We start from the raw sequence: 13,219 nt of genomic DNA, 5'->3' as shown, positions 1-13,219 counted from the left end.
CTCGCTTGATCGATGGGCACCCTGCTGATTCAAGTCCTGCGTGGGGTGGGAGGAATGGCGATGATGGGACCGCGGCAGGAGGCGCAACCAGCGCTGTTCTACGAGTTCTCGCTGGAGGATCACGTCCCGCAAGATCACCTGCTTCGATCCATCGACCGGTTCGTCGATCTGAGCGGCATTCGCGCCCATCTTGCAGATTTCTACAGCCATACCGGGCGTCCCTCGGTCGATCCTGAGCTGCTGATCCGGATGCTGCCGGTCGGCTATTGCTTCGGCATCCGATCGGAGCGGCGGCTGTGCGAAGAAGTGCATCTAAACCTGGCGTATCGGTGGTTCTGCCGGTTCGATCTCAGTGACCGCGTCCCGGACCATTCGACCTTATCCAAGAACCGACATGGTCGGTTTCGTGACAGCGAACTGCTGCGGCATCTGTTTGAGACGACCGTCTCGCGCTGCATAGAGGGAGGCCTGGTCAGCGGTCAGCGTATGGCAATCGACGCCAGCTTGATCGAAGCGGATGCCAACAGGCAGAACTCGACGCCGAAGGAGGACTGGGACGCATCCACCATTGACGTAGCTGATGCGTCTCGCGCGGTTCGTGAGTATCTCGACACTCTGGATGAAGCTGCGTTCGGCGCCGCCAGCGAAGTGCAGCCCAAGTTCACCTCGCATTCTGACCCGGCCAGCCAATGGACCGCGGCTCGTAAAGGACCAGCGTTCTTCAGCTACTCCGACAACTACCTGATCGACACAGACTACGGGGTCATCGTGGACGTGGAAGCGACACGGTCTATCCGGCAAGCGGAGGTGGGATCGACGAAGATCATGTTGAAGCGCGTCAAAGAGAAGTTCGACCTGCATCCGGAACGCCTGATCGCAGACACCGCCTACGGGTCGGGCCCGATGCTGGGCTGGCTGGTGGATCGAAAGATCGCCCCACACATACCGGTCATCGACAAGGGTGGGCGCACTGATGGCACCTGGTCTCGATCCGACTTCGAGTGGGACGCCGAGAACAACCAATACATCTGCCCCGAGGGCGAAGTCCCAAAACAGTTCCGTCGGAACTACTCCGATCCCAAGCGTGGCCCGACTGGCAAAGGCGTTGCCGCATACCAGGGTCTCAAACACACCTGCCAAGCCTGCCCATCAAACCCCAAATGCTGCCCGAAAGCCGATGCGCGCAAGATCACTCGCGAAGAGCACGAAGACGCCCGGGACATCGCCCGCGCAATCCGAAAAACGTACCAATACGCGGTCTCATCCAAGCTCCGAAAGAAGGTCGAGATGCTGTTCGCCCACCTCAAGCGCATCCTTGGCCTTGGACGGCTTCGATTACGCGGCCCGTGCGGCGCCAACGGCGAATTCCTCCTCGCCGCCACCGCCCAGAACCTCAGGAAACTGGCGAAGATCCTTCCTGCACCGCAGCAAAGGCGAAATGCCTGACGGAAAAGGCGCTCGCGCCACGTTAAGCCGTTGATATTCTGCGCTCGCAAACGAGCCTTTTTCCACAAAATGGGCGGACAGCCGACTTTCGCTGCGATTACAAGCACAGCTGCTTTCCGACTACTGTGGAACGTATTCCGAAGATTTTCGTGCCAAGCCTGAAAATCACGGATGGTGTGAGAAAAGAAAGAGATCGATTGCAAATAGCTTCGCGCAGCCTTTACCGCGAAGTGGATTCGGACCTTTAGGCTCGCAGGTCAACTGGGTCGCCGACTCGGTCTACTTCGTGAGACCTTATCCTTACCCAAAACAAAAATGTAGCGTCTGGCCGGAATGGATTGGCCGAGAGGAATCAACCAAGGACTAACTGTGGAGCACAATTCATACTTCGAGGACTTCCTAAAGGGCGTCGTAAACATCGACCAGGATCGCCTGGACTCACTCGACACAAGCATCAGCGCAATTCAAAACCACATTCTCAAATCCGACTACGGCACAAGGATTCGCTTTTTTAAGAGGCAGGGCTCACTTGCACATGGAACGATTGCTCGCCCATTGAGCGGACAAGAATTTGATGCTGACGTCGTGATGATGGTTGCCGAGAACAGTGAATGGGAGCCCAAAGACTATCTGCTGGACCTCCGCCGTGTGCTTTGGGCCAATTCTAAATACAAAAGCAAGTCACGTCTCTCGGATGTCTGTGTTACAATCGACTACGCCGGCGACAAGAAGATCGATTTGATGCCGATAATTGAGGTTGCCGATAAAGATTGCGAAATCAATATTTGCCACCATCGGCACAACCAACTTATCCGCAGTGAGCCGTTCGAGTTCACTGATTGAATAGCCCCGAGTTTCTTAGACGCCTTCGTGCCTCAGTTTCTGCTGCCGCTCGAACTCGAGCGGCGACAGCATTGTGTTTCAGCGCGGGACCGTAGCTGCCGGCTCGCCCGTGAAACCGGCCTCCTGCCCCGCCCCGGTGGCAATGCCGGGACGGACTGGTCCGCTCAGAGCGGGTTCAACAGATCCGGCAGGAACAGGACCAGCGCGGGCAACAGGACGATCAGCGCAAGCCGGAAGATATCCGCGATCCAGAACGGCGTGACCCCGCGGAAGATCGTCGCGGTCGAGACATCCCCCACGACCGAGCGCATGATGAAGACGTTCAGGCCGACCGGCGGGGTGATGAGGCTGATCTCAGTCACCACGACGACCACGATGCCGAACCAGACCGGATCGAAGCCCAACTGACTGATGACCGGAAAGAAGACCGGCACCGTGAGCACCATCATCGACAGGCTCTCGAACACGCAGCCAAGCGCGATGTAGATCAGCAGGATGATCGCCATGACCGCCATCGGCGGAATGTCGTTGCCAGTCACAAGTGCGACGAGCGCCTCGGGCAGCCCCACGATGTTCACGAAGTTCGAGAAAATCCAGGCGCCGATCAGGATCGCGAATAGTCCTGCCGTGGTGACGCAGGTCTCCGCCAGGGCGACCTTCAGCGCGGGCCAGGGCAACTTGCGCCGCCAGAGCGCTATGAAGAACGTGCCCATCGCGCCCATGCCCGCGGCCTCGGTGGGCGAGAAACTCAGGTTGATCGGCCAGAAATCCAGCACGCCGTAAAGACCACCGATGACGAAGACGAAAAGGCCGATCACCGCCCCCACGCCCCGCAGGGCCGATAGGCGCGCCCGCCAGTCCTGGCGCTCCCCGCGCGGGCCGCTGTCGGGCTTGCGCCAGACGACGAAGGCGACGGCGGCCAGATAGAACAGGATACCCAGCAACCCCGGCACCAGCCCCGCCAGGAACAGCGAGGCGATCGAGGTCTGCGTCAGCAGCCCGTAGATGATCAGGATGACCGAAGGCGGAATGAGGATCCCCAAGGTGCCCCCCGCCGCAATGGAGGCCGTAGCCAGCCCGTCGGAATACCCGAACCGGCGCATCTCGGGCATGGCGACCCGGCTCATGGTGGCGGCGGTGGCAAGCGACGAGCCCGAGATCGCGGCGAAGACCCCGCAGGCCGCGATCGTGGCCATCGCCAGCCCCCCGCGCCAATGCCCGAGGAAGGCATGGGCCGCGCGGTAGATCTCGCGGCTCATGCCCGACTGGTTCACGAACAGCCCCATCAGCACGAAAAGCGGCACCACCGACAGCCCGTAATCCCGCGCGGAATCCGTGATCAGCCGGGCCGTCATGGACACCGAAGCGGACATCGAGGTTTCCATCCCGTAGCCCACCAGGCCCACGAGCCCCATCGCCAGCGCGATGGGCACCCGCGCGAACACCAGCAAAAGAACGGCACCGAAGCCCAGCAACGCAAGCGTCATTAGAAGGATCCTTCCCGAGTGGTGGTATCGGTTGCGCCGGCGTCCGTCACGCCCCGGGAGCCGAGGTCGGGATCGATCCGGGGCACGAACAGGATAAACACCCCGCGCAGGACCATCGCCGCCGCCGACAGCGCCAGAGCGACGGCGATGAAATAAAGAATCCACCCCACTGGAACGCGCAGGTAAAGCGTCACCTCGCCGTAACCCATGGTCCGGCTGGCGCTTTCGAGGCACTTGGCCACCGGCCAGAACAGCAGGATCCCGAAGATCAGGTTCACCAGGCCGTCACGCCTGCGCGCAAAGAGGTAGCCATCGAACAGATCGACAGCGATGTGACGCCCCCAGAGGGACGTCGCGGGCAAGGCGGCAAAGACGGTTGCCGCCAGCAGGATCTCGGTCACCTCGGCGGCGCCGGGGATTGGGGCATTCGCGAATGACCGCAGGATCACGTCGGCAAATGTCAGTGCCATCATGGCGAAGAGCGACGCCGCCGCGATCCACAGGGGAAGGCGCGCGGTCGCATGGACCGCGCGCGCGATGGTCGCTCGCATCAGGGTGCGATTTCAGCCATGACCTCGGCCACTTCGGCATCGAACATCGCCTTGGCTGCTTGCGCATCGACACCGCGCGCTGCGACGTCTTCCAGCACCCGTTGGGTGATGTCCTCCACGATGGGGGCGAAGTGGTCGATATCGGCTTCGGTCGCCTGCACGATCGGGTTGCCTGCCGCGCGGGTCCGCTCGATTGCCACCGTGTCGGAGGCATCCCACATGCGACCGAACATCCGCGACATGGGCTCGCCGAAGACCTCTTCATCCAGCGCGGTCTGTATATCGGGGTCGAGGCTCTCCCAGGTGTCGCGCGACATGAGCGCCGCGAAAGACCCGCGGTAGAGCCCGCCGGGCATCTCGAACATGACCGGCGCCACTTCGTCGAGGTTGTAGCCGATGCGCCCGTCGGGGTTCATGCTGACGGCATCCGCAGCACCCGCCGACAGGGTTTCGTAAACCTTGGTGGCGGGCACCTGGATGCCGACACCGCCCAGCCCTTCGATCGCCATTGACCCCACGCCGCCGGGCGCGCGGATCTTCATGCCGTCGATCTCGGCCAGCGCGTCAATCGGATCGGCCAGATGAAGCTGCGCCGGGCTGTGCTGGAACATGGCGATCGTCTTGAATTCCTCCTGCTCGCCGGCCGCTTCGAGGTGTTCCTCCCAGACGCGCCAGTAGGCCGCCGATGCCGCTTCCGCGTTGCCCTCGACGCCCGGCAGCTCGACAAGCTGCGGCACGACGAACCGGCCCGCGTTGTAGCCGTGGAAGATGAACGTGATATCCGCCCCCCCGTCGAGCACGAAGTCCGCCATTGCGGGCGGCGGGACGAGGTTCAGCTTCACCTCGGCGGTGAGCGCGCCGTCGGTAGCCTCTTCGATCATGTCGATGAAGGCCGGCCACATATCGGCGTTGACCGAGTGGTTGGGCCCGGCCCAGGACGCGATGGTCAGAACTCGCGCGTCCTCCTGCGCGACAGCCGAGGTCGCGACCTGCGCCGCGATTCCGGCGGCCGCGAGTGTCTTGATAAGTGTCATAGGTTCCTCCCTGGAAAGCTGCCCGCCGCAAGGGCGGTCTTCGTCAATGCTGCTCTGCCGGTATCTCGATCTCCGCCCCCTCCAGGGCGTCGGTTACAGTGACCTGGCAGGTCAGACGGCTGTTGTCGCGCCGCGGCGTGGCCGCGAAGTCGAGCATCTCATCCTCCATGTCGCTCGACCGGCCGATCTTCTCGATCGTGGCCTCGTCGATGAAGGCGTGGCACGTGGCACAGGCCATGGAGCCGCCGCATTCCGCGACGATGCCCGCGATCCCGTTCGACTGCACGACTTCCATGACCGATCGGCCAGGCTCGGCCTCGATGGAGGTGCGGGTGCCGTCGGGCTGGATGAAATGAAGCTGAACCATGGGGCCTCTATCTGTCTTCGTTAAGCCGGACCGGAAGCCGCGACGGTCCCCGGAACGACAGGGTGCGCGTGAAAACCATGTTGTCCTCGGCCAGCTCCATCCGTGGGAAGGCCGCGCTGAGCTCTTCCAGCAGGATCCGCAGTTCGAGCCGCGCGAGTGGCGCGCCGAGGCAATGGTGCAGCCCCTTGCCGAAGGCCATGTGCTCGCGCGCGTTGGACCGGGTGATGTCGAAGGTGTCCGGGGCGTCGAACTTCGCCGGGTCGCGGTTGGCCGAAGCCAGCGACAGCAGCAGGTTCGCACCGGCGGGAAGGTCGACCCCGCCGATGGTGACCGGCTCCTTCGTCTGCCGCCTCCAGGCGACGACTGAAGAGGCATAGCGCAGCCCCTCTTCGACGGCATTCTTCGCCAGACCCGGATCCTCGACGATGGCCTTCCACTGATCGGGATGCCGCATCAGTTCGAGGATGATGTTACCGGCGGCGTTCGTGGTCGTCTCGTGACCGGCAAGCAGAAGCCCGAAGACAAGGCTGCGGATCTCGTTCTCGGTCAGGATCTCGTCGTCGCCGTCGCGGATCTCGAACAGCAGGCTGGGGTAGTCGTCCTGCGGCGCGTGCTTGCGCGCCTTGACCAGCTCCACGGTGTAATCCCAGAAGTCGGCCAGATCGCTGGCCCCCTGCACCAGATCGTGTTCATCGGGGTTGCCCCAGATCATGTGCAGCCGCAGATCGCCCCAGGCCTTGATCTTGCGCGGATCGAAATCCGTCACGCCAAGCAGCAGGAACACCACTTGCGCGGGGAACTCGTAGGTGATCGCCTCCACCAGGTCGACGGTCTCCTGCCCCTTCATCTTCTCGATATAGCCGCGCACCAGATCGCGCAGGCGGTCCTCGTATCCCATGAACTGGCGGATGTTCAGGAACTTCGTGGCCGACCCTTTCACCCGCGTATGGCGGGGCGGATCACAGGCCACTTGGACCGCTTCGTTGGTGAAATCGCGGTCCTTGAGCAAGGCGCCCACGGTCTCGGGCCAGGGAAAGATCGGCTGCGTGGCGATCGCGGCCGAGAATCGTTCGCTGTCGGGCATGATCGCCTCGATGTCGTCCCGCTGGGTGACGACCCAGTAGTCGATTTGCTCGGCGTGGAAGATCGGAACATCCTCGCGGATGGAGGCAAGGAAATCGTACATCCCGCGGTGCTCGAACGGTTCGAACTGCCGGGACGCGGCACTCATCGGACAGCCGGACGCCGCCCGGTTTGCTGGGTCGTTCATGGCTTACTCCTCCTCGTGTGGCGGCCTCTCCCCCGGCGCCACATCCGAACGCTAGGAGATTCGTTGTTGCAGGGTCAACATTAAATTGTGCTGACATCATCGAATGCTGTCGTTAGGCGTTGCGATCCGCTATCACGATCTCATGAGCGACCAACCCGACGACCTCGATTCTTACTTTCTTGTCGAAACTGAAGACGAAGACGGGCACCGCGCGCGCACCTTGAGCTTTTCGCGCAGCCCCACCGTGCTGCTGACCTTCGCTGCGAACCGCTTCACGCGCGCTGCGTCGAAGATCTACGCCGAGACCTACGGAATCGGGGTCGTGGACTGGCGCATGCTGGTCATGCTGACGCGCCAACCCGGGGCCACCGTGACCGAGGCCGCGAACACCATCGGCATCGACAAGGGCGCGGTGAGCCGCTGTGTTTCGCGGCTGGAAAAGATGAATCTGGCCCACAAGGGTGAGCTGCACGCCAACGGTCGAAGCCGCGGGTTCTGGCTGACGGAGGAAGGCCGGCGCCTGCACGACCGCATCCTTACGGAGGCGCTCGGACGCCAGCACCTTCTTTTGGACGGCTTCAGCATCGAAGAGATCGAGGTCTTCAACGACATGCTGCGGCGGTTCCTGCACAACCTCGACAAGCTGAACGCCGCCAAGGGCGAATGACAACGGACGGCCCGCATCCGGGGGGACCGACCACCGCCCGGCACCGACCGCCTAGCGCGCGAAGGCCATGCCGGGCCGGTCCTTCATCCTCGAATGTACTTCGAGCAGGCCTGCTTACTAGGTAGCTTTTCCTTCGCCTTTTGGGTTTTCCAATGTGGCCTAAATTTTCAGCCTAGAACGACTATTCGACAAGGCACTCAAGCTGACAGCTTTAAGATCGCGCCGGGTTGGCGCAACGTCGACCAGCCCGACTTCCCCGACGCCTACAAGCCCAAGGCGCGAGCCGGCGCGGTCTTTCTCGACAAGCTGCGCGCAGTTTAAGATTGAGCTACTCCCTGATCGTTGCAAAAGATCTGACGTAGTTTAAGCTACTCTTTGCACTTACTGATCGGGCTGGTTGATATCATTTCTCTGCCAGAAGACCAGCGCCGGGGGCTGGCCGACTAGGGCTGACTGCCGGCGCTGGTGATTGTAGAAGGTGATTTATTTCCGAATAACGGATTTCGTCTCCGGACCGGTCTCCCAGGCAAGCTGGCATACCCATTTGTATTTCAGGGTGCGCCATAGCCGTTCGATGAAGATGTTATCAAGGAACCGACGTTTCCTACCCAGCGATATTGAGACACCTGATCGACGGAGCCGATCCGTCCAAGCGAAGGATGTGAACTGCAATTCCTGGTCCGTATTCATGATCTCGGGCGGCCCGAACTTGTGGATGGCCGGGCAAGACCTATAGATGTTTTTCATTGTGCGCGCCGGTGAGCGACACTCCAAAGGTTTTCGCTCAGTTGCTTATCCCATTGTCGGCATGACGAACTCGGGATCTGTCCGCACGCCCGTGGGCCAGCGGGTGGTGATCATCTTGAGGCGCGTGTAGAACCGCACGCCCTCCATTCCGTGCATGTGGTGGTCACCGAAGAGCGACTGCTTCCAGCCACCGAAGCTGTGAAAGGCCATCGGCACCGGGATCGGGACGTTCACGCCGACCATGCCGACCTCGATATCGTGGGCGAAGTTGCGGGCCGCGTCGCCGTCGCGTGTGAAGACCGCCACGCCGTTGGCGTAGTCGTGCGCGTGGATCAGGTCGACCGCCTCGGCGTAGTCCTTGCGGCGCACGACCGACAGGACGGGACCGAAGATTTCCTCGCGCCAAACGGTCATGTCCGGGGTCACCTCGTCGATCAGCGTGGGGCCCACGAAGTAGCCGCCTTCATAGCCCTGCGGCGGGGTGAAGTCGCGCCCGTCGACGACGATCTTCGCACCTTCCGCTTCGCCCTTCTCGATCAGACCGACGATCTTCTCTTGCGCGGCTTTCGTGACGACCGGTCCCATGTCGCTGGCCTTGTCCGCGGCGGGGCCGACCTTCAACGCCTCGATCTTCGGCACCAGCCGCTCGATCAGCGCGTCCGCCACGGCATCCGTAACCGGCACCGCGACCGAGATCGCCATGCACCGCTCTCCGGCAGAGCCATAGGCCGCGCCCATCAGCGCGTTGGCGGCCATGTCGAGGTCGGCATCAGGCAGGATCACCATATGGTTCTTGGCCCCGCCAAGGGCCTGCACCCGCTTGCCGTTCTTCGTGCCGGTCTCGTAGATGTATTTTGCGATTGGGGTCGAGCCGACAAAGCTGATGGCCTTCACGTCCGGATGGTGCAGCAGCGCATCGACCGCGTCCTTGTCGCCCTGCACGACGTTGAAGACGCCTTCGGGCAGACCGGCCTCGGCAAGCCACTCGGCGATCAGCAGCGACGCGGAGGGATCGCGTTCGCTGGGTTTGAGGATGAAGGTGTTGCCGCAGGCGAGCGCCACCGGGAACATCCACATCGGGACCATGGCCGGGAAGTTGAAGGGCGTGATGCCCGCGACGACGCCCAGCGACTGGCGGACGGAATTGCTGTCGACGCCGGTGCCCACGTCCTCTGTGTAGTCGCCTTTCAGCAGGTGCGGCGCGCCGGTGGCGAATTCGACGACCTCCAGCCCGCGCGTGACTTCGCCCAGCGCGTCCTCGTGGGTCTTGCCGTGCTCGGCACTGATCGCCTGCGCCAGCTGATCGGCCCGGTCCCACAGGATCGTCTTGAACCGGTCGAGCACACGCGCGCGGCGCAGAGCCGGCGTCTTGGACCAGCTTTTCCACGCAGCCCTGGCAGAGGCGACGGCGGCATCGACTTCGTCGGCGGACGCCAGAGCTACGGTCTTGTCCGACTCGCCGGTGGCCGGATTGTAAACCGGCTGGCTGCGGCCGGACGTGCCGGCGACGCGGGCGTTGTCGATGAAATGGGCGATCTCGGTCATGGGTGGCTCCTGCGTTTGCTGCAGGATGTATCCGCGATCCGCTTTCGCATATAAACGGACGCAACCGGCAAACCGTTATGCACGAATGGACATATGAACTGGGACGATCTTCGGTATTTCCTTGCTGTCGCCCGCGAGGGCCAGATGCTCGGGGCCGCCACACGGCTTGGTGTCAGCCAATCCCGTCTCAGCCGACACATCACTGCCCTCGAGAGCGCGCTCAACACGCGCCTGCTGGAACGGACGACGCGCGGTTCGACCCTGACGGAGGATGGGGCCGCCTTGTTCGAGACCGTCGAGCGCATAGAGGCAGAAGTGCTGGCAGGCACATCCCGGTTGCGCGGCGAGGATGATGTGGCCGGAACCGTTCGGATCGGCGCGCCGGACGGATTCGGCAGCGCGTTCCTGGCGCCCCGACTGGGGCGGTTTCGGGACACTTATCCTGACCTGCGAGTGCAACTGGTCCCCGTTCCGCGCAGCTTTTCACTGTCCGAGCGCGAGGCCGATATCGCGATCATGGTGGGCCGACCCGAAAAGGGACGGTTGCGGATCAAGAAACTCGTCGACTACTCGCTGGGCCTTTACGCCTCAAAGGACTACCTCGCCCGCGCCGGGACGCCAGACACGATCGAGGCGCTCAAGTCGCACACTCTGATCGGCTACGTCGATGATCTGATCTACAGTCCCGAACTGAACTACGCGCAGGAGATCGCGCGCGACTGGCGCGCCGATATCGCGGTCTCGACCGCCGTCGGCCAATTTGAAGCGGTTCGCGCGGGCGCGGGCATCGGCATCTGCCACGACTTCATGGCGTCGGGAATATCGGGCCTGGTGCGACTCTTTCCCAACGTTTCGGTCACTCGAAGCTACTGGATCGTCTGGCACGAAAACCTGCGCGTCGCGCGCCGGGTTCAGGCTGTCGTCCAACTGCTCGATGAGCTGGTGCGGGACGAACGCGATCATTTCGCCCCGTTTTGAGCCGCGGCATCGCCGCGCACATCGTTCGCAAAGACCCTGCGCGAAGCCCCTCCGGCTCTCGCGCGATGCGACACGGCTTGCACGAGAAGCCACAAGATCTTCAGATCGAACTCAGCAAACAGGTGGAACCACATGGCCGTCACATTGCACGATGTCGCCGTTCGGGCCGGGGTGTCGAAGTCCGCGGTGTCGCGGACGTTCACACCCGGTGCCTCGGTCTCGCCCGCGATGCGTGTGCGGGTCGAACGGGCCGCGCGGGAGCTTGGTTATCAGCCGAACGTGCTTGCCTCCAGCCTGACGACGGGGCGGACGAAGCTGATCGGCCTGATCTCCAACAATTTCACCAACCCCTATTTCCTCGAGATTTTCGACGCATTCACGCGGGCGTTGCAGGATGCGGACCTGCGACCGCTCTTGCTGAACCTGTCGGGCGCAGCCGACGCGGGCGAATCCCTGACGAAGCTTCGACAATACAGCGTCGACGGCGTGATCGTGGCCTCCTCGACCTTGCCCCCGCAGTTCGCAACCGTGTTTCAAGACGCGGGTATCCCGGTCGTGCATGCATTCGGATGGTCGTCCCCGGTCGCAGGGACGGCGTTCGCCGGCATCGACAACGCGGCGGCGGGCCGGTTCGCGGCGCAGACACTCTTGGCGCGTGGATACCGGGATGTCGGGTTCCTCGGCGGTCCCGAACACGCCACGACCACTCAGGAGCGCCTTGCGGGATTTCAATCGGCTCTGACAGGCTCAGGGAAGGTTGCCACCGTCCATTTCGCACGGGATTACTCCTACGCGGCCGGACACGAGGCCATGACCGTGGCACTGAGGCAAGGCCCGGTCGAGGCTTGGTTCTGTGGCGACGACGTGATCGCCGTGGGTGCGTTGCAGGCCGCGCGCGCCGCCGATCTTCGGGTGCCGCAGGACCTCGGCCTGCTGGGGCTGAACGACATGGCTATCGCCGGTTGGTCTGGGATCGAGCTGACCACCATCGTCCAGCCCTTGGGCGCTATCGTCGATGCGGCGGTCGGCCTGATACAACGGGGCATTGCCGACCCCGAGGCCGTGCCCGAACACCGGATGCTGCCCTTCGGCCTGGCGGAGCGCGGGACGCTCGGGCCGCCCGTCTAGCGGAACATCGGCGGGCGGGCGTCGGTCCAGGCGCCCTGCGCCTTGCCGCTTTCGGCCACGGCAAAGACCGCGGCCATCGACCGCAAGCCATCCTCGGCCATGGGATAGAGGGTCGCGGCAGGATCGGGCTCGCGGTTCTCGTGCCGGGCCCGGATCGCCTCGGCGAGGTCCGCATAGATGTTGGCGAAGGCCAGCGGCATGCCTTCGGCATGGCCGACCGTGACGCGGCTGGTGCGGTCCGCCTCGGGCGACAGGCCCGCCTGCCCGCGCTCGATGGTCTGCAGGTTCCCCCCCAGCGGCATCCAATAAAGCTGGTTCGGCTGTTCCTGGCTCCACCGCAGGCCGCCCTTCTCTCCGAAGACCTGCAATGTCAGACCGTGCTGGCGGCCGATGGCGATGGACGAGGTCCAAAGCCGCCCCACAGCACCGCCGTCGAAGCGCAGGTTCACCATCGCGTCGTCTTCCAGCTCTCGGCTGGCGATGCAGCTGACGGTATCGGCAGAGAGGCGTTCTGCCTGTTGCCCGATCACGAAGCTGGCCATATGCAGCGCGTGGATCCCGCAATCGGCGAACTGTGCGCTGACCCCCGCCTGTGCGGGATCGTAGCGCCAGCGGACGCGCGGGTTGTCGGCGTCGGCGGCATCGGCGTGATGGCCGTGGGCGAACTCGGCCTTCACCAGACGGATCGCCCCCAGATCGCCCCGGGCGACCATGGCCCGCATGTGCCGCACGAGGCTGTAGCCCGAATAGCCGTAATTGACCGCGCAGATCCGGCCGGTTTCGCGGGCCAGACCGACGATCTCTTCGCCCTCTTCGACGGTCATCGTCATCGGCTTTTCGCACAGGACGTGGAAACCTGCGCTCAGGTAGGCCTTGGTGATTTCGAAATGCGTGGCGTTGGGCGTGGCCACGGTGACAAGGTCGACCGGGTCGTCGCGGCCTACCTCGCCGTCCAGCATCTCTCGCCAGTCGCCATAGGAGCGGTCGGGGGTAAGCCCCAGCCTGCGCCCGTAGGCGCGGCCTTCGTCGGCGCGATGGTCGAGCGCCCCGGCGGTGAACTCGAAGAGCCCGTCGAGACCCGAGCCCAGACGATGGGCCGGGCCGATCTGGCTGCCCTCGCCACCGCCGATCATGCCCCAGCGTAACTTACCCATGG

At 63.4% G+C, this 13,219-nt stretch carries 12 protein-coding genes; 5 read left to right on the top strand and 7 right to left on the bottom strand.

The window, feature by feature from the left end; genetic code table 11:
* Nucleotides 1-60 precede the first annotated feature (60 nt).
* Nucleotides 61-1,446 (top strand): IS1182 family transposase, encoded by a 1,386-nt coding sequence (locus tag EU805_RS09715; RefSeq protein ID WP_129764084.1) that lies wholly within the window; start codon nt 61-63, stop codon nt 1,444-1,446.
* A gap of 369 nt (nt 1,447-1,815) precedes the next feature.
* Nucleotides 1,816-2,289, top strand: coding sequence for a cyclic GMP-AMP synthase DncV-like nucleotidyltransferase (locus tag EU805_RS09710; protein ID WP_129763781.1), 474 nt, complete (start codon nt 1,816-1,818; stop codon nt 2,287-2,289).
* Nucleotides 2,290-2,453: 164 nt separating this feature from the next.
* On the opposite strand, the gene EU805_RS09705 is transcribed toward EU805_RS09710, so the two are convergent.
* The 5 genes from EU805_RS09705 to EU805_RS09685 are packed head-to-tail and all read right to left on the bottom strand — an operon-like array spanning nt 2,454 to nt 6,998.
* Nucleotides 2,454-3,776: a TRAP transporter large permease gene (locus tag EU805_RS09705; protein ID WP_129763780.1), complete on the bottom strand. Its 1,323-nt coding sequence runs from the start codon at nt 3,774-3,776 to the stop codon at nt 2,454-2,456.
* The gene (locus EU805_RS09700; protein ID WP_129763779.1) at nt 3,776-4,327 is read right to left on the bottom strand and encodes a TRAP transporter small permease; all 552 of its coding nucleotides are present in this window, start codon (nt 4,325-4,327) and stop codon (nt 3,776-3,778) included. Before EU805_RS09700 ends, EU805_RS09705 begins: the two co-directional genes overlap by 1 nt.
* Nucleotides 4,327-5,361 (bottom strand): TRAP transporter substrate-binding protein, encoded by a 1,035-nt coding sequence (locus EU805_RS09695; protein WP_129763778.1) that lies wholly within the window; start codon nt 5,359-5,361, stop codon nt 4,327-4,329. The genes EU805_RS09700 and EU805_RS09695 overlap by 1 nt, the downstream gene beginning before the upstream one ends.
* Before the next feature lie 43 nt (nt 5,362-5,404).
* Nucleotides 5,405-5,728 (bottom strand): 2Fe-2S iron-sulfur cluster-binding protein, encoded by a 324-nt coding sequence (locus tag EU805_RS09690; protein WP_129763777.1) that lies wholly within the window; start codon nt 5,726-5,728, stop codon nt 5,405-5,407.
* A gap of 7 nt (nt 5,729-5,735) precedes the next feature.
* Nucleotides 5,736-6,998: a cytochrome P450 gene (locus tag EU805_RS09685; RefSeq protein WP_129763776.1), complete on the bottom strand. Its 1,263-nt coding sequence runs from the start codon at nt 6,996-6,998 to the stop codon at nt 5,736-5,738.
* Between the two features lie 142 nt (nt 6,999-7,140).
* On the opposite strand from EU805_RS09685, the gene EU805_RS09680 reads away from it, so the two are divergent.
* Entirely contained in the window at nt 7,141-7,665 is a 525-nt protein-coding gene (locus EU805_RS09680) for a MarR family winged helix-turn-helix transcriptional regulator (protein WP_129763775.1), read from the top strand.
* A gap of 792 nt (nt 7,666-8,457) precedes the next feature.
* Here the strand turns inward: EU805_RS09680 and EU805_RS09670 are convergent.
* Complete coding sequence (locus EU805_RS09670; protein WP_129763773.1) at nt 8,458-9,957, bottom strand: CoA-acylating methylmalonate-semialdehyde dehydrogenase; 1,500 nt, start codon at nt 9,955-9,957, stop codon at nt 8,458-8,460.
* Nucleotides 9,958-10,050: 93 nt separating this feature from the next.
* Between EU805_RS09670 and EU805_RS09665 the strand changes: the two genes are divergently transcribed.
* Nucleotides 10,051-10,935, top strand: a complete 885-nt coding sequence (locus tag EU805_RS09665) for a LysR family transcriptional regulator (protein ID WP_129763772.1) — start codon at nt 10,051-10,053, stop codon at nt 10,933-10,935.
* A 132-nt stretch (nt 10,936-11,067) separates the two neighbouring features.
* On the top strand, nt 11,068-12,063 hold the full coding sequence (locus tag EU805_RS09660) for a LacI family DNA-binding transcriptional regulator (protein ID WP_129763771.1): 996 nt from the start codon (nt 11,068-11,070) through the stop codon (nt 12,061-12,063).
* Here EU805_RS09660 and EU805_RS09655 read toward each other — a convergent pair.
* Nucleotides 12,060-13,217 (bottom strand): Gfo/Idh/MocA family protein, encoded by a 1,158-nt coding sequence (locus tag EU805_RS09655; RefSeq protein WP_129763770.1) that lies wholly within the window; start codon nt 13,215-13,217, stop codon nt 12,060-12,062. The genes EU805_RS09660 and EU805_RS09655 overlap by 4 nt on opposite strands.
* Nucleotides 13,218-13,219 lie beyond the last annotated feature (2 nt).

Origin of the sequence: Salipiger sp. IMCC34102 (assembly GCF_004145405.1) — a bacterium.
Taxonomy (GTDB): domain Bacteria; phylum Pseudomonadota; class Alphaproteobacteria; order Rhodobacterales; family Rhodobacteraceae; genus Loktanella.
Note: the sequence above shows the minus strand (reverse complement) of the source record. Positions and strands in the feature narration are given on the sequence as shown.